The organism is Pseudomonas sp. IT-93MI4 (assembly GCF_949767635.1).
Taxonomy (GTDB): Bacteria; Pseudomonadota; Gammaproteobacteria; order Pseudomonadales; family Pseudomonadaceae; genus Aquipseudomonas; species Aquipseudomonas putida_A.
Genome location: NZ_CATKPP010000001.1, coordinates 179,456 through 200,634 on the forward strand (window position 1 = coordinate 179,456; position 21,179 = coordinate 200,634).

14 protein-coding genes and 1 pseudogene are annotated in these 21,179 nt (G+C 61.4%); 7 read left to right on the forward strand and 8 right to left on the reverse strand.

What is annotated here, in order from left to right; all coding sequences use genetic code 11:
• Positions 1–3 precede the first annotated feature (3 nt).
• The gene (locus ACM6I7_RS00605; protein ID WP_414887768.1) at positions 4–4,473 is read left to right on the forward strand and encodes a hemagglutinin repeat-containing protein; all 4,470 of its coding nucleotides are present in this window, start codon (positions 4–6) and stop codon (positions 4,471–4,473) included.
• 337 nt (positions 4,474–4,810) lie between these two features.
• Entirely contained in the window at positions 4,811–5,191 is a 381-nt protein-coding gene (locus ACM6I7_RS00610; RefSeq protein ID WP_414887769.1) for a hypothetical protein, read from the forward strand.
• Between the two features lie 174 nt (positions 5,192–5,365).
• On the opposite strand, the gene nhaA is transcribed toward ACM6I7_RS00610, so the two are convergent.
• A complete protein-coding gene (gene nhaA / locus ACM6I7_RS00615; protein WP_183782368.1) occupies positions 5,366–6,574 on the reverse strand; it encodes a Na+/H+ antiporter NhaA in 1,209 nt (402 codons plus the stop codon).
• A 224-nt stretch (positions 6,575–6,798) separates the two neighbouring features.
• Between nhaA and ACM6I7_RS00620 the strand changes: the two genes are divergently transcribed.
• The 4 genes and pseudogenes from ACM6I7_RS00620 to ACM6I7_RS00635 all read left to right on the forward strand — a co-directional run bounded on the left by ACM6I7_RS00620 (position 6,799) and on the right by ACM6I7_RS00635 (position 11,317).
• Complete coding sequence (locus tag ACM6I7_RS00620; protein ID WP_027614010.1) at positions 6,799–7,176, forward strand: c-type cytochrome; 378 nt, start codon at positions 6,799–6,801, stop codon at positions 7,174–7,176.
• Between the two features lie 94 nt (positions 7,177–7,270).
• Positions 7,271–7,771, forward strand: a complete 501-nt coding sequence (locus tag ACM6I7_RS00625) for a sigma-70 family RNA polymerase sigma factor (protein ID WP_003223490.1) — start codon at positions 7,271–7,273, stop codon at positions 7,769–7,771.
• A gap of 40 nt (positions 7,772–7,811) precedes the next feature.
• Complete coding sequence (locus tag ACM6I7_RS00630; RefSeq protein ID WP_414887770.1) at positions 7,812–8,795, forward strand: FecR family protein; 984 nt, start codon at positions 7,812–7,814, stop codon at positions 8,793–8,795.
• 98 nt (positions 8,796–8,893) lie between these two features.
• Positions 8,894–11,317, forward strand: a pseudogene (locus ACM6I7_RS00635) (TonB-dependent siderophore receptor).
• A 54-nt stretch (positions 11,318–11,371) separates the two neighbouring features.
• On the opposite strand, the gene ACM6I7_RS00640 reads toward ACM6I7_RS00635, so the two are convergent.
• Positions 11,372–12,880 (reverse strand): trypsin-like serine peptidase, encoded by a 1,509-nt coding sequence (locus ACM6I7_RS00640; RefSeq protein WP_414887771.1) that lies wholly within the window; start codon positions 12,878–12,880, stop codon positions 11,372–11,374.
• 93 nt (positions 12,881–12,973) lie between these two features.
• Entirely contained in the window at positions 12,974–14,125 is a 1,152-nt protein-coding gene (locus tag ACM6I7_RS00645) for an MFS transporter (protein WP_096797129.1), read from the reverse strand.
• Between the two features lie 371 nt (positions 14,126–14,496).
• Here ACM6I7_RS00645 and ACM6I7_RS00650 point away from each other — a divergent pair, with 371 nt between their 5' ends.
• Positions 14,497–15,477, forward strand: coding sequence for a diaminopimelate epimerase (locus tag ACM6I7_RS00650; protein ID WP_414887772.1), 981 nt, complete (start codon positions 14,497–14,499; stop codon positions 15,475–15,477).
• A gap of 128 nt (positions 15,478–15,605) precedes the next feature.
• Here ACM6I7_RS00650 and codA read toward each other — a convergent pair whose 3' ends face one another.
• The 5 genes from codA to ACM6I7_RS00675 all read right to left on the reverse strand — a co-directional run bounded on the left by codA (position 15,606) and on the right by ACM6I7_RS00675 (position 20,938).
• Positions 15,606–16,853 (reverse strand): cytosine deaminase, encoded by a 1,248-nt coding sequence (gene codA, locus ACM6I7_RS00655; protein WP_414887773.1) that lies wholly within the window; start codon positions 16,851–16,853, stop codon positions 15,606–15,608.
• Positions 16,854–16,867: 14 nt separating this feature from the next.
• Positions 16,868–18,139: a cytosine permease gene (codB, locus tag ACM6I7_RS00660; protein ID WP_414887774.1), complete on the reverse strand. Its 1,272-nt coding sequence runs from the start codon at positions 18,137–18,139 to the stop codon at positions 16,868–16,870.
• A 243-nt stretch (positions 18,140–18,382) separates the two neighbouring features.
• Positions 18,383–19,195 (reverse strand): alpha/beta fold hydrolase, encoded by an 813-nt coding sequence (locus ACM6I7_RS00665; RefSeq protein WP_414887775.1) that lies wholly within the window; start codon positions 19,193–19,195, stop codon positions 18,383–18,385.
• A gap of 211 nt (positions 19,196–19,406) precedes the next feature.
• Positions 19,407–19,763 carry a 6-carboxytetrahydropterin synthase QueD gene (queD, locus tag ACM6I7_RS00670; protein ID WP_414887776.1) on the reverse strand — a complete coding sequence of 119 codons (357 nt, stop codon included), beginning with the start codon at positions 19,761–19,763 and terminating at the stop codon, positions 19,407–19,409.
• 95 nt (positions 19,764–19,858) lie between these two features.
• Positions 19,859–20,938: a patatin-like phospholipase family protein gene (locus ACM6I7_RS00675; protein WP_414887777.1), complete on the reverse strand. Its 1,080-nt coding sequence runs from the start codon at positions 20,936–20,938 to the stop codon at positions 19,859–19,861.
• Between the last annotated feature and the right edge of the window lie 241 nt (positions 20,939–21,179).

Genomic DNA, 21,179 nt, shown 5'->3' on the forward strand with positions numbered 1-21,179 from the left:
TTTATGCCAGCACACACCTTTGCATTCCATCTTTCTCCTCGGGGTAAACTGCGCTGGGCGATTGCCAGCCTGTTCTTCGCCGTGCACCTGCCCAGCGCCATCGCCGGCGGTGTGGTGGTCGCTCCCGGCCCCGGCGGCACCGCGCAATTGCAGACCCAGGGCGGCGTGCCCATCGTCAATATCGTCGCGCCCAACGGCTCGGGCCTGTCGCACAACCAGTTCCTCGACTACAACGTCGACCGTCAGGGCCTGGTGCTGAACAACGCCTTGCAGGCCGGGCAATCGCAGCTCGCCGGGCAACTGGCGGCCAACCCGCAACTGCAGGGCCAGGCGGCGAGCGTGATCCTCAACGAGGTGATCAGCCGCAACCCTTCGGCCATCAACGGCGCCCAGGAAATCTTCGGCCGCGCCGCCGATTACGTGCTGGCCAACCCCAACGGCATTTCGGTGAACGGCGGCAGTTTCATCAACACGCCTAACGCGAGTCTGCTGGTCGGTCGTCCGGAGTTGAACGACGGCAAACTGCAAGCCTTGAACACCCGCGACGCCAGCGGTCAGTTGCAGATCCAGAGTGGCGGCCTGCGTAACGCCGAGGGTTCGGTCAATCTGATCGCCCCGCGTATCGACAGCCAGGGCCGCATCGATGCCCGCGATCAGTTGAACCTCACCGTCGGGCGCAATCAGGTCGATTACGTCAGCGGTCAGGTCAAAGCCGTGGATCCGGCGGGCAATACCCAGGATCAACGCATTGACGCCAGCCTGTTCGGCGCGATGCAGGCCGGGCGCATCAACATCGTCAGCACCGCCGAAGGCGCGGGCGTGCGTGTGGGGGCGGTGCAAGCGGCCGGGCGTGACGGGGTGCAGATCCGTTCCGCTGGCGATCTCAGCGTCAGCGGTGAAGCCATCCCCAACAGCCTCGAAGTGACCCGTGCCAGCATTCGCAGCAGTCAGGGTGATGTCGGCCTGCACAGCGGCAACGACCTGACGCTGGCCGCCACCGATGTCAGTGGTCGCGACGTCAACGTCAATGCCAAGCGCAACCTGACCCTGAGCACCGTAGAAAGCCGCAAGCTTCAGGAAAAACGCGAGAACTGGAGCAACAGCACCATCGGCATCACCTGGGAAACCTACGATCGCACCCAGACCGACAGTGAAACTCGCCAGCACGGCAGCCAGATCGTCGCCACTCGTGACGCCAAATTGTCCTCCGGCAAAGACACCGAACTCAAAGCAGCCAAGGTCGAAGCGGCGAAAAATCTCGATGTGCAGAGCAGCGGCGATCTGCGCCTGAGTGCGGCCACCGAAAGCCACACCCAGACCGATCAGGGCAACCATCGCAAGCATCTATGGAAGGCCGACTGGAACAACAGCAGCGAAGAGCAGCGCAGCATCGGCAGCCAGCTGAAGGGCGGCAATATCGCTTTGCAGACCGCCGCGTTGCTGCGCGCCGAAGGTGCCGAACTGAACAGCACCGGCGATGTGAAACTGGCGGGCAAGCAAGTGGACGTCACCACGGCCACGCGCACCAGTCGCAGTAATAACAACAGTTACTCCGGCGACCTGGTTGGCGGCGGATTCTTCGGCAAGACCGGTGATGCCGACAAGGGCCAGACCCGGCATCAGGGCAGCAAAATCAATGCGGCCGGCAAACTGATCGTCAAGGCTGACGACGTGCGCATCAGCGGCAGCCAGGTCCGTGGCGGCACCGAGGCCAGCGTGATCAGCGATCAGGGTTCGCTGGTGATCGACGGCGTGCAGGACACCTCGCACAGCAACAACCACGACAAGGACAGCAAGTTCTTCGGTATCACCAAGGACGAGTCGCGGCAGAACGCCAAAGACAGCACCACGCTGCGTAGCGAGTTGGTTTCCGACAGCAACCTCAAGCTCAAAAGTGCAAAGGACATCGAAGTCGCCGGCTCCACGGTCAAGGCCAGTGGTGCGCTGACGGCGGACGCAGCCGGTGATGTAAACGTGCATTCCACGCAGAACACTCACGACAGCAGCTCGACCACCGAAACCCGTGGCTTCGATGCCTACGCCAAAGAGCAAACGCCGGAGCAATACCGCGCCGGGGTGCACTACGAAGACAAGCAGCAGACCGTCACCCGCAACGACGTCAACCAGCAGGGCTCGAGCCTCAGCGGCGGCAGCGTGCAGGTGAAGGCCGGCGGCGATCTGACGATCAAGGGCGGCGAAGTCAAATCCACAGCCGGCGATACCACGCTGGGCGGCAAGAACGTGTCGTTGCTGGCCGAACAGGACAGCCACAAAACCTCATCCGACACCTCCAGTACTGGCGGCGGTTTCTACTACACCGGCGGCCTCGACCGCGCCGGCAGTGGCGTCGATTTTGCCCACAGCACCACGCAAGACAGCAGCAGCAAAACCAGCGCGCAAACCACACACGTGCAAAGCAGCGGCAGCCTGAACATCAATGCCGACAAACTGCTGACCGAAGGCGCGCAGGTCAATGCTGGCAACGGCGTGAACGTCGCGGCCAACGCGATCGACAACCGCGCGGCCAGCAACACCGAAAGCAGTACGCACAACCAGAGCAACTGGTCGGCGGACATCGGCGCCAACGTCGAGTACAAGGACATCGCCCGCCCGATTGCCGGTGCAGTCAAGGATGTGCTCAACGGCAAGGTGCCGGACAAGGAAGCCCTGAGCAATCTTGGCCAGCCGAACGTCGGTATCGACGTGGCGATCGGTCACGGCAGCGCCGACAAGACCGAGCACAACAGCAACGCCGTGGTCAGCCGTTTCGACGGTGGCAGTGTCGAGGTAAAAACCGCCGGCACCCTGCACGACCAGGGCACCCAGTACAGCGCGAGCAACGGCAAGGTCAACATCAGCGCTGACAAACTGGTTGCCGATGCCGCGAGCAACACTCACAGCAGTACCGATAACTCGGTGGACGCCAAGGTCGACGTGCGCGTCTACACCAAGACCGGCGAGGACGTGAACGTCGCCGGCAGCGGCGCGGGTGGCAACAGCTACAGCAGCAAGGACAGCAGCACCGCAGTGGTCGGCGGTTTTGCCGGCAGCCAAGGTGTGAACATCAAGGTGGGCGGTGATGCGCAGTTCGCCGGCAGCCGTTTCGACGGCGGGCAGGGCGGAGTGAGCATCAAGACTGGCGGCGATCTGGCGCTGAATCAGGCAAACGACCGTCAGAGCAGCAGCGACTCCAGCCTGCGCGGCAACGGCTCGCTGACGGTCGGCACCTTGCCGGGCACCGACGGCACCAACGTCGACCTCGGCGCTGGCTTCCAGCTTGATCACACCGGCAAGCAGACCAATGACACCCAGGCTCACGTGGCGAGCATCAGCGGCAACGGTCCGGTGCAACTGAGCAGCGGCGGCAATCAGGTTCAGCAAGGCACGCAGATCGACAGCGTCGGCGGCATTGAGCTGCACGCTGACGGCAAACTCGATCTGCAAGCGGCCGTTGATACCCACACCGCGACTGGCAGCAATCTCGGCGGCGGTTTGAAGGGCGGCGGCAGCAAATCCAGCAGCGAGAAGAGTCGCGATCAGGGCGGCAACCTGAGCGGCAACTTCAACATCGGCCGCATCAACGAAAACTCGCAAACCCTGACCGGTGGCCAGCTCAACAGCCAGAGCAACGTCGCCTTGAGCGGTGACGCGGTGCACCTGCAAGGCACGCAAGTCAGCGCGCCGAACGTCAGCATCAATGCGCAGAAGGGTGGTTTGGTTCAGGAATCGGCGCAGTCCACCGAGAGCCGCAACAACTGGAACGTCGCGCTGAATGCCGGCGGCAACCTGAGCAGCAAGACCCCGACCGCAGCCGATGAAAAGGCCAGCAGTGACCACGGCTTCAACGCCGGGGCCAAGGTCGGCGTCGATTACCTGCAAGGCACCACCCAGCAAAACAGCCAGATCAAGGCTGACAGCGTGGTGCTCAACAGCGCGGGGGATGCGCAGCTGTCGGGCGCGCGGATCGACGTGAAAAATGTCAGTGGCAAGGTCGCCGGTGATCTGATCGTCGAAAGCCGCCAGGACTCGACGACCCAAGCCAAGGTCGATGTCGATCTGGGCCTGACCGCGAAGAAGAATCCACCGAGCGACAAGGAAAAACTCGCCGGCACTGACTACAAACCAACGTTGAAAGCGCAGGGCGAATACGCGCAGAAGGACAGCGTCGCGCAGGCGTCCGCCATCAGTGGCAATCAGGGTGTGAAGTTGAACGTTGGTGGTGGTACGCAGCTGACCGGCGCGCGGATTTCATCGACTGACGGCAAGGTCGATCTGGGCGCTTCGAAGGTCGTTGGCAGCGATCTGGTCAACCGTGACTACGGGGTGAAAGCCGGGCTGGACCTGCCGCAGAAAACCGAGGAGAACGCACCGAAGGTGTCGTTCGATAACGGCAATCTGAAAGTCGGTCCGGTGACCCTGAGCGGTAATCTGGACAGCCAGACCCTACAGGCCGGGATCGACGAAAAAGGCTGAGCAGCACCGCTATAAAAACTGTGGGAGCGGGCTTGCTCGCGAAGACGTCAGTTCAGTCAGCGAGGCTGTTGACTGAACCAGCGCCTTCGCGAGCAAGCTCGCTCGTTTTGATCTGTCGCATTACCGCGAAGATAGTCGCTGCGCAACCATCGCATGCAAATACGCAAGTCGAATATATATATCAAAAATGAATATTCGGCATAGCGAAGAGTTTTAAAAAACTGTCATTTATAACAGTTGTGAGAGTTTCCTTGAAAACTGAAGATCAGGTTCCGGTACTTCCAACCAGATTGGTTTTATCCCGGCCTTTATCAAGTCATTTCAAGGAGCTGCAAAAATGAGCGATATCACATTTCCGGATGCAAAAGAAGGCGTCATCAATTGCCGTTCGAATCCAATGGGCGGTGTAAGGGTTAAAGTGAGGCTGGTGCCAGACACGCAGATCGGGGCCGTATTGAAACTGAACTGGCAGGGATATACCGATCAGGCGGGCGAGCAACCCATTTTCGATACCGAGACTTCGTTCAAGCACACTATCACTTCGGAGGACATCTCCGAGGGTGTTGTAATAACAGTCGGTGATTGGTCAAAGCATATCAAGCCTATTAAAGATGGATCGGCCCGTGCTAGCTATGCAATCAATGGTGGCGAGGTGGGGGATGCACTGGTCCAGGTAAGATTGTTAAATGCTGCAGGGCAGTCATGCGACGAAGTTTGAGGTGCAAAAAGGCTGATTTGCACAGTGAAGCGGGATCTGTTGCGGGCGCAACGTCTTGAGGTGACTGAAGGATCCAGAACCGTCGGGGCGCAACAGTTCCGGATCGCGTAGCTCGGTTGCAATCGCCTCAGTCCCAGTCAACGCGAGTTGACCGGGACTGCTTGCCGCAGAGGGTCAGCTCGAAGCCTTCGCCTTACCCGCACTCATCAGCACGACCACCGCCAGCAGCGCGGACAGGATCGAACCCAGCAACACCCCAACTTTCACCGAGTCGACCAGATGCGGCGCGCCCGGGAACGCCAGCGCGCCGATGAACAGGCTCATGGTGAAGCCGATCCCGCAGAGCAGGGCGACGCCGTACAGCTGCAGCCAGCTCGCGCCTTGCGGCAGTTGTGCCAGACCACTGCGAATCGCCAGGGCGCCGAGGCCGAGGATGCCGATCTGCTTGCCGAACAACAGCCCCAGCGCCACGCCCAGTGGTACCGGCTCAAGCAGGTTGCTCGGAGAAATGCCGGTCAGCGACACACCCGCGTTGGCGAAGCCGAAAATCGGCACCACGGCGAACGCCACCCACGGATGCATTTTTTCTTCGAGGTACAGCAGCGGCGAGTTGTGCTCGTCTTCGGGATTTCCCAGCGGAATGCACAGGGCCAGAATCACCCCGGCGAGGGTCGCGTGGATCCCCGATTGCAGCATGAAGAACCACAGGAAGGCGCCGGCGATCAGGTATGGCCAAAGTTTTCTGACACCGCAGCGGTTGAGGATCACCAGCAGTGCAATCACTGCCAACGAGGCCAGCAGCATGCTCACCGACAGGCCGCTGGTGTAGAAAATCGCGATGATCACCACTGCGCCCAGGTCATCGAGGATGGCCAGCGCCGAGAGGAAGATTTTCAGCGACACGGGCACCCGTTTGCCCAGCAGCGACAGCACGCCCAGGGCGAAAGCAATATCGGTGGCGGCGGGGATCGCCCAACCGCTCAGGGTCTGCGGATTGCCCCAGTTGATCGCGACGTAGATCAGGGCCGGGACCAGCATCCCGCCCAGCGCGGCGAAGCCCGGCAGCGCGCGCTGACCCCAGGTCGACAACTGACCGGCGAGCATTTCGCGCTTGATCTCCAGGCCCACCAGCATGAAGAAGATCGCCATCAGGCCATCATTCACCCAATGCTCGATCGACAGACCGGCGATCTTGATGTGCAAGGTCGAGAAATACGTGGCCGCCCAAGGCGAGTTGGCGACCAGCAGCGCGGCCAGGGCAGCGGCCATCAGAATCAGGCCACCGGCGGATTCGGCAGCGAAAAAACGCGAGAGAAAGGCCAGGGCAGAAGGCGACTCCTGGCGGGCAGGGGCAGTCTGCAGGCGTGACGGATCGTGGCTCATAGGCACAGCAACTCCGCGCGGCGGCCCGACCTGCGCTGAATTAAACCTGCCCTGCCGCGTTGTTGCGGTGGCACCCGGGCGGCATTTTACACAATAGGTGGGACGGCTGCGAAAAACTCGACGACGTGAGTCGCTGCCCGGCAATTTCTCGATACGTGGAAATTGGCTTCCTGATGTGTGCTTAGCTGTGCGCCGTCCGTTTCAGCCTCTGACCCTTTATAAAAATGAAAACAACCCTCGTCGCCTTATTCGCTTTGTTATCAGTCATTCAGACCTCCCTGTCCGTGGCAGAAAATGCCAACGGCAAAAATCTTTATGTCCAGCGCTGTGCTGTGTGCCACGGCGCCGATATCAAGGCAACCGGGCCATTGGCCAATAAAAGCAATCCGCCAACGCCTGACCTGACAACAGCCACCTTCAAGAAACGCCTTAAGGATTATCCGGGCGTCATCGTGTCCTCGATCATCCTTCGTCCCAATGGAAACCTGATTCCAAAAACCTTGCAGGACAACGGCGTGAAGATCGCGCCGCACGCCTGGAGCGTTCAGGATTTTCGCGATCTGCATCAATACATGAGTGAGGTTATTGCAAAAGCACGATGACCTGGAGATGAACGGCGGATCGGGTCTCCAAGGAATGAATTGCCGGCCTTAATAGGAAGCATTACTATTCACGCCCTTTCCACAGCACGCCGTTATGAACCCCATGCTGCCCCGCAGACCCGGCTTTTTCGAGCATTACGAAGAGTTGATCGGCACCTGGACCCGGCGTCTGCGCAATCGCGCGCAGGCCGAGGATCTGGCGCACGACACCTTTGTGCGGGTGCTCGAATCCGATTCGGCGGCGGTGCAGCAGCCACGGGCGTATCTGCACCAGACCGCACGCAACATCGCGGTCGACGGTTATCGGCGTGAGGATCGACGGGAAGCCATGGAGTCGCAGGCGATCGATCACAGTGTGTCGTCCACCGGCGACCCGGAGCATTACATGCAGGCGATCCAGTTGGCCGACTCCATCGAACGGGCGCTGCAGGAACTGCCGCTCAACTGCCGGAAGATTTTCGTCTGGCAGAAGATCGAAGGGCTGACCCAGGCGGAAATCGCCGAACGCCTTGGGCTGTCGAGGAACATGGTCGAAAAGTATATGATCCGCACCCTGCGCCACTTGCGCGATCGCCTCGACGGCATGCAGTCATGAGCGGCCGCCGCTTTTCATCCCCAGCCCGACAGGACATTCCATGATGGATACCCGTGATTGCGCGTGCGGGCAAACAACGGTGCGCGATGAAGCGGCACGCTGGTTTGTGCGTTTGAAGGAACCGCTGATCAGCGCCGACGAACAGCAGCGCTTCGATGCCTGGCTGAACCAGCATCCGCAACACCGTGACGAATTCCAGTTGCTGCAAGGCCTGTGGACGGCGGCCGATCTGCTGCCGGCGCCACGTCTCAAGTCCCTCGTCGAAACCCCGCCGGCCCGTCGCGAACGTCGCCCGCTGCTGCGCTATGCCGTGGCCGCCAGTGTGCTGGCGGTGGCGCTCGGCCTCGGTCTGTTCAGCGGTCTGAATCTCCCCGACGGCTACAGCGCCGAGTTCGCGACGGCGCTGGGTGAGCGCAAGCACGTGGCGCTGCCGGACGGATCGGTGATCGACCTGAACAGCCGCAGCCGTCTGCAGGTGCGTTTTGAGAAGGATCGGCGGCTCATCGAATTGAGTGAAGGCGAGGCGCTGTTCAGCGTTCAGCACGACACCGCGCGGCCGTTCGTGGTCGAGGCCGGCAGTGGCAAGGTCACCGTGACCGGTACGCGGTTCGATGTGCGCCGCGACGTCATGCAAACCCGGGTCGCGGTGGAGCAGGGCACGGTAAAGGTCCAGGGGCGCAATGCGCCGGACAACGAGTTCATCAACTTGACGGCAGGTCTCGGTACCCACGTCGATGCCGAGGGTCGCGTCGCCGCCGCATATGCGGTCAACCCCGCCGAACTGACGGCGTGGCGCAGCGGCAAACTGGTGTTCAACAACGCCAGCCTCGGCGAAGTGGCAGCGGAAGTTTCGCGTTATCGCGACAAGCCACTGACGGTCAGCAACCCGGCCGTGGCCAGTCTGCGCCTGACCAGCGTGTTCAAATCAGACAACACCGACGCCTTGCTCAAGGCCCTGCCAAACATCCTGCCGGTGGCCGTCCGAACCCTGGCCGATGGCAGTCAGGAAATAATTTCAAAATAACATTCAGGTTTTTTTCGAGTTCATCGTCTTCCTGTTCAACTGCAACTGGTTTGCATTAACAGACGCACACTCTTGCGCTCCACAGGACTACGTTCGACGTGAAAAACACCTCAGCCAACAACAAAAAATCCACCTGGTTACCGCTGGCCCTCGCGCTGGCAGTCAACGCTGCGATGCCACTGGCGTATGCCGCCGAGGCCATTCACATCCGCGCCCAGCCGTTGGGCCAGGCCCTGAGTGAACTGGGCCAGCAAACTTCGCTGCAAGTGTTTTTCAGCCCGGAACTGGTGGCCGGCAAACAGGCACCCGCGGTCGATGGCAACATTTCCCCCGAGCAGGCGTTGCGCCAATTGCTTCAGGGCAGCGGCCTCGACTATCAGATCAACGAAGGCTCGGTGACTTTGGCTCCAGTCGCGACCGCCGCCAGCAATGGCCCGCTGGAACTGGGCGTGACCGACATCAAAGTGGTCGGCGACTGGCTCGGTGACGCTGACGCCGCCGTGGTGCAGAACCACCCGGGCGCACGCACGGTGATCCGCCGCGAAGCCATGGTCGAGCAGGGCGCGATGAACGTCAGTGATGTGCTCAAGCGTGTGCCGGGCGTACAGGTGCAGGACTCCAACGGCACCGGCGGCAGCGACATCGCGCTGAACGTCGGCGTGCGTGGCCTGACTTCGCGCCTCTCGCCACGCTCCACGGTGCTGATCGACGGCGTGCCGGCCGCGTTCGCGCCGTACGGCCAGCCGCAGCTGTCGATGGCGCCGATCTCCTCGGGCAACCTCGACAGTATCGACGTGGTACGCGGTGCCGGTTCCGTGCGTTACGGCCCGCAAAACGTCGGCGGGGTGATCAACTTCGTCACCCGCGCCATTCCGGAAAAAGCCACCGGGGAAATCGGCACCACCCTGGAGACCACCCGTTACGGCGGCTGGAAGCACATCGACACGGCGTTCCTCGGCGGCACTGCCGACAACGGCATGGGCGTGGCGCTGTTGTACTCCGGGGTCAACGGCAACGGTTACCGCGAGCGCAACAACGGTAACGACATCGACGACGTGCTGCTCAAGACCCATTGGGCGCCGACCGATCAGGACGATTTCAGCCTCAACTTTCATTACTACGACGCCAGCGCCGACATGCCCGGCGGCCTGACGCAGAAGCAGTACGACGACAAACCGTATGATTCGGTACGCGATTACGACAACTTCAGCGGTCGGCGCAAAGACGTGTCGTTCAAGTGGATTCGGCAGATCGACGAGCGCACTCAGGCAGAAATCCTCACCTACTACACCGACAGCTTTCGCGGCAGCACCATCGCCGCCCGCGATCAGAAAACCCTCAGCTCGTACCCGCGTTCCTACTACACCCTCGGTGTCGAACCGCGTGTGTCGCGGGTGTTTGACGTCGGCCCGACCACGCAGGAAGTCAGCGTCGGTTATCGCTACCTGAAAGAGGCGATGCACGAACAGTCGAGCCGTCTGGCGCTGGTCAACAATCAGCCGGTGGTCACGCCGACGTCCGATGGTCATGTGTTCCAGGACCGCACCGGCGGCACCGAGGCTAACTCGGTGTATGTCGACAACAAGATCGACGTCGGCAACTGGACCATCACCCCGGGCATTCGCTTCGAACACATCAGCACCGACTGGCATGACCGCGCCGTGCTCGACACTGCAGGCAAACGCGTGCCGGAGAAAAACCGCAGCATCGAAAGCAACGAACCGCTGCCGGCACTGAGCGTGATGTATCACCTGTCGGACGCGTGGAAACTGTTCGCCAACTACGAAACCTCGTTCGGCAGCCTGCAGTATTTCCAGCTTGGCCAGGGCGGTTCGGGTGACCAGACCGCCAACGGCCTGGAACCGGAAAAAGCCAAGACCTACGAGATCGGTACGCGCTACAACGATGACGTGTAGGGCGGGGAAGTGACGCTGTTCTACATCGACTTCGATGACGAACTGCAATACATCAGCAACGATGTCGGCTGGACCAACCTCGGCGCGACCAAGCACCAGGGCATCGAAGCGTCGGTGCACTACGACATGGCAGCGCTCGATCCGCGTCTCGACGGTCTGACCGCCAACGCCGGTTTCACCTACACCCGTGCGACTTACGAAGGTGAGATTCCGGGCTTCAAGGGCCGTGATCTGCCGTTCTATTCGCGGCAGGTGGCGACCGTGGGCTTGCGTTACGACGTCAATCGCTGGACCTACAACATCGACGGTTTCGCCCAGTCGAAACAGCGCTCGCCGGGCACCGGGGTCAACGCCGATGGCAGCTTCAACGGCAACTACATCACCGAAGGCACGGCCGACGGGCAGTACGGCGACATCCCGGGTTACGTGACCTGGAACGTGCGCGGCGGGTATGACTTCGGGCCGCAAGTGTCGAATCTGAAACTGGGTGCCGGGGTGAAAAACGTCTTCGACAAGCAGTACTTCACCCGCTCCAGCGACAACAATTCGGGGATGTATGTCGGTGCGCCGCGTACGTTCTTCGTGCAGGCCAGTGTAGGTTTCTAAGGCGCTGTTGTGGCTGAATCGGTTTCACACGGTTCAGCCACAAAAAGCCTGAAGCTATTGAGGGATCAGAAACTCGATGGTCGGCCCGGGATTCCCGGCCAGGTCTGCGCCTTTGAGGCAGGCGTTCTTTCGGCCATTGGCAATGGAAACATGGAACACGCCTGTGGAGGGTGATACGCGTTGAAATCCCTGCCCGTCATTGCAATTGATGCTTCCGGGCTGGCCGTACTTGTATTGAAATCGGGCGGGATCCAGATCCGGTGAAACCGGAAATACCCTGATGTCGTATTCGTCGCCACCTACCGCTTCGACCTTATAGGCAGGCTTCAGCGGTGCGGGCGCGTCCATCATCCAGCGCCAGTAGACGCTGGGTGTTCTTCCGGCCCATTGCTTGGGTACGTCCGTAGGCCGCTGTTGGCCAATCAGGCAGAGAAAGTACAAGCCTGAGCCGTCTTTAAGTTCATGACTCAATTGATTATCGGCGTCCGGTGCAGCCGTTCGCACTTGGCTATAGCCATCAAGGTTCTGACATTCGTCCAGAGTGCGCGTAAAGCGATAGCGGTAGTAAGGCGCGGTTGTGGTGAACGTTTGCAGCCATCGCCAAGGCACGACTTGTCCATGTTCGTCGCGCTCGAGCTTGATGTAATCGCTGTTTTGCGACGAACCAGGAAACGACCAGTTCTCGCCCAGCGAACAACCGTCCAGACGTGGATTGAAATGTCCGTTGGCGAAACAGGCGTCCAGCCCATCGGTTGTGGAGGCGTAATTGGTATTGCTGCGTTTGTTGACCTGTCCCGCCACGACTTCGCAGGGCGCGCCCTTGTCGCAGCGATTGCGGTCACTCCCGCGAGTGGTGGTGCCGAGCACACCCACAATTTCATTGGTGTAACGCGCAAGCAGTGGCGAGCCTGACAGCCCGCTGACAACATCGAGACAACGGTTGCTCAGTTGTCCGACCCAACGCCATGGGCCTTCAATAATCGCCGCCGAGTGTTCTTGTTTGCAGGCCATGCGCTGAATGAAACCGTTCATGGGCGCGCCGGTGATCAGAATGTCGTCTTCGCTGTCCAACGGGGCCCGCGCCAGTTTCAACGGCTGGATACCGTCTCTGATCAACTGTTCCAGAGGCTGTTCAAGCTCAATGATAGAGAGGTCTTGACCGCGTAGCGTGCTCCAGCCGACGCGACTGACCGTGTAGGAACGGCTTTGCGGTTGCGTGTCGAAAAAATAATTGAACGTCACCCGACCCTTTGCAGGTTGATTGACGATGATCTCGTTATTGCCTATCTCCGGATGTGTGCAGTGTCCGGAGGTCAGCACGTAGGCGGGTTGCGATACTGCTCCGGGTTCTCGAGTGTCAATCAGCGTGCCGGAGCAGGTCATGCCGTCTTCAACTTCAACACGGCCAATGGCTTGCCAATGCGCATAGTTCCCGCCGGCATTGGCCAGGCGCTCAGCGGGCGCAAAATTGGCAGTGCCTTCACCCCAGTCGTATCGATTGACGGAGGCACATCCCTGGAGAATAGTGATTAGCGCAATAACTGATCCTGTTCCAATGTTCATGCCGGATTTCCTTTTCTCCAGAGCTGGAAATCAACCCTATGATTGGGGGCAGGGCTTGTCTACTGTCAAACCTGACAGGTACCGCGCCAATGTTCAGACTTTCAAGGTCTTGCCGCCGATGGCCACAGCCACCAACAACACCGCCATCAAGCCAAACGCAAAACTCAAACTGCTGGCATGCGCGACAAAACCGATCACCGCCGGCCCCGCCAGAATCCCTGCGTAACCCAGCGTGGTGATTGCCGGCACCGCGATGCTTTCCGGCATCACCGTCTGCTTGCCCACCGCCGTATACAGCACCGGCACGATGTTCGAACAGCCGGCGCCGACCAGCGCATACCCGAGCAGCGCGGCTTCCCAGCTCGGGGCGAAGGTCGCCAGAAACAGGCCTGCCGCTGCCAGCAGCCCGCCAAACAGAATGATCCGCGTGGCCCCGACACTGCGCACGACCCTGTCACCCAGCAGGCGTCCCGCCGTCATGGTCAGGGCAAATGCGGCGTAACCCAAGCCCGCATACGCCGTGTCGATCCCGCGTTCCTGGGCGAGGAACACCGCGCTCCAGTCCAGCGCTGCGCCTTCGGTGAGGAACACGATGAAGCACATCCCGCCGATGAACAGCACGATGCCGTGGGGAATGGCGAATGCCGGGCCCGAGCTTTCACTGCCGTACGGCAGCATGTGCGGCACCGCTTTGAACAGCGCGCCGATCAACACCGCCACCACCACCAGCATCGCCGCCAGTGGCGTCAGGCCGAGGCCGAGGAGGGCGCTGACACCGGCCGCGCCGACAATCCCGCCGAGGCTGAACAGGCCATGAAACCCCGACATCATGTGCTTGCCGCTGGCCCGCTCGACGATCACCGCTTGCAGGTTGACGGTCGAATCCACCGTGCCCAACCCGGCACCGAACATGAACAACGTGGCGATCAGCGCCGGTATCGACGACACCGTCGCCAGCAACGGCAGCGCCGCGCAAATCAGCAGGGTGCCGCCGGTGGCGACTTTGCGGCAGCCGAAGCGCGTGGCGAGAATCCCCGCCAAGGGCATCGCCAGAATCGAGCCGACTCCCAGGCACAGCAGCAACAGGCCCAACGTGCCTTCGTCGAGTCCGGCGCGGGCCTTGGCGTACGGCACCAGCGGCGCCCATGCGGCAATGCCGAGGCCGGCGATGAAAAAAGCGATGCGCGTCGACATCTGTTGCAGGCGTCCGGGGACGAAGGTGTCTTGGGGGTTGAGGCTGGTCATATCGATCCTTGGCAAAAAACGTCGCGTCCCCGAATGACAGTGATAGCGCGTCGAGGTTCGATCGCAAGTCTCGGGGGCGGTGCAGCCGACATCCTAACCTGTGGAAGCGAGCTTGCTCGCGAATGCGGTGGTTCAGGCGATGAGATTGGTGGCTGATACGCCGCTTTCGCGAGCAGGCTCGCTCCCACAGGGTTTTGCACAGAACGGACATTTGTGAGCGCCAGTCATCCAATGTGGGAGCGAGCCTGCTCGCGAATACTGTGTATCAGCTAATCAATATGGCGGCTGATGCACTGCTATCGCGAGCAGGCTCACTCCTACAAGGGATCGCGGTTTACAGTGATGGCTCGACAAGGTGAGTGAGGCTAGTGATGACGCAGTTTTACGATGCACGGGGCAATATCTACGGGGTGGTTTCGCCTCAGGCACTTCGTGAGGCGGGGATCGATTTGCCTGTCGGTGCCGCGCAGTGTGCCTTGTCGAGACAGGCATGGAGTCAGGCAGCCATTGCGCTGTGCTGCGACTGGCCTGAGGGGCAGCGTCCGGCGGGGAGCAAATCCCATCGCAGCGATGGCCTGCTGATCGGCCCGTTTCAGTCGGCAGCGCCGTTCGACGTGCTGATCGTCAATACCGACGGCACCTTGGCCGAGCGCAGCGGCAATGGTCTGACGATCTTTTCCCAGTCGTTGCTGGAACAGGGGTTGATGCCGGCGGAAGGGGCGTCGCTGCGAGTGCATCACGACAAGGGCGACGCCGTGGAAACTTCGGTGAAAACGGCCACAGTTGAAGGCATGAACGGCTTCTGGCTGAACCTCGGTCAACCGGGCTTCGGGCCTTCAGCGGTGACCGCCCGGAATGTTGAAAACCGCGAATTCAATGGTCATGAAGTGAGCCATGTAAAACCATTGGCGCAGCTCGATCCCGCGTGGCAGCACAGCCAGTTCGTGCGCATCGGCAATCCGCATTGCGTGACCTTGCTCACCGACGTTGCCGTGTTGCCGAGCAACTCACAAATGCGCGAATCGCCCTGGGCTGAAGGCCTGACCCGAATCGCCTACGCGATGCCGACCGGCGCCGGCCAGCCATGCCCGGCGGGCATCAATCTGCAATGGGCCGCGCTTGAGTCCGCGCAGCGCATCGTCGCCCGAGTATTCGAGCGTGGCGAAGGGCCGACGGCGTCTTCCGGCACCAGTGCCAGTGCGGTGGCGTGTGCCGCATGGGCGGTGGGTTGGGTGGCGAGCGGCGAAGTGCACGTCGTCATGCCGGGCGGTACGGCGCCGGTGTTGCTCGAAGAAGAGCAGGGCGAATTGGTGCGGGTCAGGCTGTTTGGTACGGCTCGATTGATCGACTGAAGCGGCAATCGCCTTCGCTGGCAAGCCAGCTCCCACAGAGTTATGTGGTGAACACAAATCACGCGTTCACTGCTGGATACTGTGGGAGCTGGCTTGCCAGCGATGAGGCCATCAGCCTGACAAAAGTTTCAGATTTGTCCGCCGCTGAACGCCACCACCGGCATCTGCCGCTGCATCAGCACCTTGCCGCCACGAATCGAATACAGCGGCAGGCCCTGGCTGCGGATCACTTCGTAGTCGCTGTCCGCCGACAGAATCAGCAAGTTCGCCGGACGCCCCTGTTCCAGGCCATAACGCTCGCCCAAGTGCATGGCCTTGGCGCTGTTGTCGGTGACCAGGTCCAGCGCGTTCTGCAGGTTGCGGTAACCGAGCATGTGGCAGATGTGCAACCCGGCTTCCAGCACCCGCAGGATGTTGCCGTTGCCTAGCGGATACCAAGGATCGACGATCGAATCCTGGCCAAAACACACGTTCATCCCGGCTTCAAGCAATTCATTCACGCGGGTCACGCCACGGCGTTTCGGGAAGTTGTCGAAGCGCCCCTGCAGGTGAATGCTTTCGGTCGGGCACGAGACGAAACTGATCCCGGAATGCCCGAGCAGGCGGAACAGTTTGGCGCAGTAAGCGTTGTCGTAAGAACCCATCGCCGTGGTGTGGCTGGCGGTGACCCGCGCGCCCATGTCGCGGCTGCGCGCCTCTTCGGCGAGCACCTCAAGAAAGCGCGAGTGCGGGTCGTCAGTCTCGTCGCAATGCACATCGACCAGGCACCCGGTGCGCTCGGCCAGGTCCATCAGAAACTTCACCGAACTGACACCCTGATCACGGGTGTACTCGAAATGCGGAATGCCGCCGACCACATCGGCGCCCATGCGAATCGCTTCTTCCATCAGCTCGCGACCGTTGCGGAACGACTCGATGCCTTCCTGTGGGAACGCGACGATTTGCAGATCGATCAGCTGCCGGGATTCTTCGCGGACTTCGAGCATCGCCTTGAGCGCGGTGAGTTGCGGATCGGTGACGTCGACGTGGGTGCGCACGTGCTGGATGCCGTGTGCGGCCAGGGCCTGGATGGTCTTTTTCGCGCGGGTCTTGGTGTCTTCTTCGGTGATGGTGACTTTGCGCTCACCCCAGCACTCGATGCCCTCGAACAGCGTGCCGCTCATGTTCCAGCGCGGCTCGCCAGCGGTCAGCGTGGCGTCGAGGTGGATGTGCGGTTCGACGAAGGGCGGCACCACCAGATTGCCGCCGGCGTCGAGGTCGCCGGGGTTGAGGGTCGGGGCTTCGGTCTGGCGGCCGATGCTGCGGATCAGGCCGTCTTCCAGGTGCAATTCGTGCAAACCGTCCTGGTTGCGCAGTCGGGCGTTGATGATGTGCATCAGGCGAATCCTTCTTATAGGTCTTGTAATGGCACGGTGGCGCGACGGGCGCCGAGCAGGCCGGTGACGATGACATACGTTAGCGCGGCGGCGGCAATCCCTACCAGCGGCGCGACCCAGGGCGAGTGGAACGCAGTGAGCGTGCCGACCGCGTAAGCCCCCAGCCCCGGCCAGTTGAACGCCGGCAGCCGTGCGTCGGCCAGCCGCGGATAGCGCCCGCGCCAGCGGAAGAAAAAGTCGGCCATGATCACTCCGCCAATCGGCGGAATCACCGTGCCCAGCAGAATCAGGTACGGCACCAGCATGTCGTACATGCCCAGCAGGGCGAGCAGGGTGCCGATTACCGCGCCGGCCAGGGTCACGGTTTTGCGTCGGCCGGTGCGCAGCAGGTTGCAGCCGGCGACGGCGAAGTTGTAGATGGTGTTGTCCTGGGTGCTCCAGATATTCAGTAGCAGCATGGCCATTGCGGCCATGGCGAAACCTTGCAGCAGCAACACTTCAACCACGTCGGGCTGCTGATAGACGATCGCGCCGTAGGCACCGATCAGCACCATCAAGCCATTGCCGATGAAAAATCCGATCAGGCTCGCCAGCACGGCAACCCGTGCCGAGCGCGAGAAGCGTGTCCAGTTGGTCGCCTGGGTCGCGCCGCTGACGAAGGTGCCGAACACCAGCGTGATCGCGGTCGACCAGTCCAGCGAACCCGTCGGCACCACGCTGAGCAAACCTTCGAGGCCACCGACTTTTACCGTCGCGACCCACATCGACAGCATCAGCAGCAACATCATCGCCGGCACCGCGATGTACGACAGAATCTCCAGACCGCGATAACCGACATACGCCGTGGCGCAGAACACCAGGCCGAACAGCACCATCAAGCCGAGCACTGTGCCTTGCCCCAGATCGAAGTATTTGCCGAGCACCACGGCGGCGGTCGCAGTGCCCCAGGCGTACCAGCCGATCTGGGTGAAACCGAGGATCAGGTCACTGAGCTTGCTGCCGACTTCACCAAAACAGAAACGCCCCATCAGCACGGAGTTAAGTCCGCTCTTGAAGGCGATATAACCGAGGCCTGCCGCATACAGACCGAGCAGCAGGTTACCGACGACGATCACCGCCAGCATCTCGCCAAAACTGAACGCCACGCCGAGCTTGCCGCCGGCGAACATGGTTGCGGTGAAAAACGTGAAACCGAGCAACACCATGGCGGTTGAGGCCAGACCTTTGCGGGCATGCATCGGCACTTCGCTGAGCGGGTAGTCGTTGCCAGGGTCGTTCTGCGTCATGGGGCGTTCCTTGCTGAAGAGGGGGGACGCGGGTTGGGTTGCAGTGGTCGTGCCAAATGCTGATTGGCGCGGGTTATGTATAGACGAGGCGCATGGATTGGCGCGAAAGCGGTGCAACTGAATGCACCCGAGCCCAATGTGGGAGCGAGCCTGCTCGCGAAGGCGGCGGGTCAGGCGACATTTGCAATGGCTGATATTCCGCTTTCGCGAGCAGGCTCGCTCCCACAAGGGATGGGTGTTGGGTCAGAGGAATCTGAGCAGGGCGGCGACGATCGCTTCCGGGGCGTCCTCCTGGACCAGGTGGCCGGCGTTGGTGATGGGGTGAAATAGCGCGCCAGGAATCATCTTGTGCAACGCCCGACCCCGCTCGATGGGAATCCACTGATCGGCTTCACCCCAGAGAATCTGCACCGGACAGCGGATGCTCGGGTACAGCGGTTCGGCCTCGCGGGTGTAGCGTTCGTCCATCTGCGCGATCTGCCGATAGAACGCCGCTTGCCCGGGATCGCCGAGCCACGGTTGCACGTAGGGCGCCAGTTCTGCGTCGGGGATGTCGCGGTGAATCGCCCCGCGAATGTAAGTCGGAACGATCGCGCGCTGAATGTAATCGGGCAGGCCGCTGAACGCCGCTTGATGCTGGCGCACATGCTGCACGAACGGCGAACCCCACGGCGTCAGCGCCACCGGATCGATCAGCGTCAGGCTGCGGTAGTCCCTGTCATTGAGCAAATGCGTGCGCAACGCGGTGGCGCCGCCGAAGTCGTGGGCGACCACGTCCGGGCGCTGGATGTTCCAGTGATCGAGCAACTGCGCGAGCAGTTGATTCTGCACGCCGAGGGAAACATCGGCATCCGGTTGTGCGGAGCGCCCGTAACCCAGCAGGTCGAAATAATGCACCCGGTGACTGGCAAAGAAATGCGGCGCGATGCGGTGCCACACATACGATGAAAACGGTGTGCCATGCACGAACACCAGCGGCGGGCCGTCACCGCGCACGGCGTGGCGCACCGGATGCCCATTGAAATCGAAGACCTGATCCAGCAGCCAGTCTGTCATCGGCCTGTCCTCTTGGCGGGGTTGAGCCAAAAAGCATAGGCATAAAAAAACAGCCGTGAAGGCTGTTTATTCATTGACTGACACGCCGCCTATCCCTGTGGGAGCTAGCCTGCTCGCGAAGACATGGTGTCAGTCAACATTTGTATGACTGGCAGAGCGCATTCGCGAGCAAGCCCGCTCCCACAGGTTTTTCGGTGATCTCTGGATCAGGTCATTCACCGCGATAAATGCAACCGCTGGTGCAGGTCTCGTGAATGCGGATCGCGCTGAGTTCCGGCAGCAGCGGCTTCATTTCATTCCAGATGAATTTGGCCAGCACTTCGCTGGTCGGGTTTTCCAGACCGGGAATGTCGTTCAGGTAGTTGTGATCCAGACGCTCGTACAGCGGCTTGAAAATCGCCTTGATCTCGGAGAAGTCGCGGATCCAGCCGGCGTGCGGATCGAGGTCGCCGCTCAGGTGCAGCGCCACCTTGAACGAGTGACCGTGCAGGCGTCCGCACTTGTGGCCCTCCGGGACGTGCGGCAGGCGGTGGGCGGATTCGAAAGTAAATTCCTTGAAGATTTCCACAGTATTTTCGGCTCTGTTCAGGTGGCGTTCGCCGCAGCGATTCGGGCAGGCGGCGAGTTTACCAGCTTGTGTTTGGCGATGCGGGAAAACACTGACTAAAGGGTCAGCAAGCGTTCGGCGAGGCGACAGTTGGCGGTCAGTTCAAGAAACTCGTCGCCGAGACGGCGGCTTTCGTCCATCGCCGCGTGCCAATACTTTTGGCGGCTCGGCGCATCGCCCATGAAGCGCTTGAAGTCGTTACGGTCGGGCAGTTTGCCGTAGGGCAGCCGTGCCAGATATTCCTTGGATGGCGCGAGCAACAGCACGTCCTGCAAGCGCTCGACCGACGCGCGGCGCCACGGCAGAGTCTTGTCGAACCAGCCGGGAATCACCCGGTCGGTGAAGTGCGGATAGAGCACGATGCCGTCGCCGCTGTAGGGCAGGTCGAGGTGGTAGTCGAGCAGCCCGCCATCGCGGAACGTGCCGGCACCGGCACCCGGCAGGTCACGCACGCCTTCCATGACCATCGGGATCGACCCCGAGGCCAGCAGCGCCTGACGCAAGTTGCCGGCATTCAGGGCGACGAAGCGCGACGGAAAGTCATTCAGCGCATTCACCGGCGGGGCGAGGCGCGGGTCGTGGATGATCAGGCGCTCAAAGTGCCGCGACAGCCGCGGGCGACCGCGCAGGTTATCGGCGATCACCGAGCCCAGCGCCAGACCGAGGCGGCCGCGATGGTCATCGGCCAGGCGTCCGTGGCTTTTCACCACCATGATGTTCAGGCGGTAGTCGGCGTTGTTGAGGATGCTGGCGTCGCGGCCGTCGAGCAGGTCATTGAGCATGCGCTGCGAACTCTGGCTGATCTCGGCCATGGTCACGCCTTTGTTGAAATTCTGCTCGGCGTACAACTGGCCGAGGCGGCGGATGCCCTCGGCGGCGTCCGGCAGACAGGCGCTGGCGAAGCGCCAGGAACCGACCGACGCGCCGATCAGCGAGCGCTCACGCGGCGCGCTCGGCAGCCATTCACCGAACAACGCCAGGTCCAGCCCTTGAATCCCCAATGCCTTCGGCCCGCCGGCCGCACCGGGCAGGGTGCCGACGTCAGCGGCGTTCAGGCCCTGGGCACGAATGCGCGCCATGGCCCGTGGGCCGGCCTTGAGGGTGAGGGCGGGGAACTTGATGTGGATGGCAGTCATACCGGTCTCGATCGTTAGCAAGCTTTGGATTATAGGCGCACTACTTGACCCAGTGGGAGCGGGCTTGCTCGCGAAGGCGTTGTGTCAGTCGCCGTCATTATTGCTGACCCACCGCCTTCGCGAGCAAGCCCGCTCCCACAGGGTTTTGCATGAATCTGCAAATGTGGTTGGTGCCATGGACAATGATGGCAATTCAGTTTCAGTTAAGTTCGCACCGCTATGGTGCCCACCGTAGCTGCAC

Bases quoted from the DNA above. Each gene is read 5' to 3' on its own strand.
- ACM6I7_RS00605 (WP_414887768.1), top strand. From the start codon at position 4: ATGCCAGCACACACCTTTGCATTCCATCTTTCTCCTCGGGGTAAACTG.
- ACM6I7_RS00610 (WP_414887769.1), top strand. From the start codon at position 4,811: ATGAGCGATATCACATTTCCGGATGCAAAAGAAGGCGTCATCAATTGC.
- nhaA (WP_183782368.1), bottom strand. From the start codon at position 6,574: ATGAGCCACGATCCGTCACGCCTGCAGACTGCCCCTGCCCGCCAGGAG.
- ACM6I7_RS00620 (WP_027614010.1), top strand. From the start codon at position 6,799: ATGAAAACAACCCTCGTCGCCTTATTCGCTTTGTTATCAGTCATTCAG.
- ACM6I7_RS00625 (WP_003223490.1), top strand. From the start codon at position 7,271: ATGAACCCCATGCTGCCCCGCAGACCCGGCTTTTTCGAGCATTACGAA.
- ACM6I7_RS00630 (WP_414887770.1), top strand. From the start codon at position 7,812: ATGATGGATACCCGTGATTGCGCGTGCGGGCAAACAACGGTGCGCGAT.
- ACM6I7_RS00640 (WP_414887771.1), bottom strand. From the start codon at position 12,880: ATGAACATTGGAACAGGATCAGTTATTGCGCTAATCACTATTCTCCAG.
- ACM6I7_RS00645 (WP_096797129.1), bottom strand. From the start codon at position 14,125: ATGACCAGCCTCAACCCCCAAGACACCTTCGTCCCCGGACGCCTGCAA.
- ACM6I7_RS00650 (WP_414887772.1), top strand. From the start codon at position 14,497: ATGACGCAGTTTTACGATGCACGGGGCAATATCTACGGGGTGGTTTCG.
- codA (WP_414887773.1), bottom strand. From the start codon at position 16,853: ATGCACATCATCAACGCCCGACTGCGCAACCAGGACGGTTTGCACGAA.
- codB (WP_414887774.1), bottom strand. From the start codon at position 18,139: ATGACGCAGAACGACCCTGGCAACGACTACCCGCTCAGCGAAGTGCCG.
- ACM6I7_RS00665 (WP_414887775.1), bottom strand. From the start codon at position 19,195: ATGACAGACTGGCTGCTGGATCAGGTCTTCGATTTCAATGGGCATCCG.
- ACM6I7_RS00675 (WP_414887777.1), bottom strand. From the start codon at position 20,938: ATGACTGCCATCCACATCAAGTTCCCCGCCCTCACCCTCAAGGCCGGC.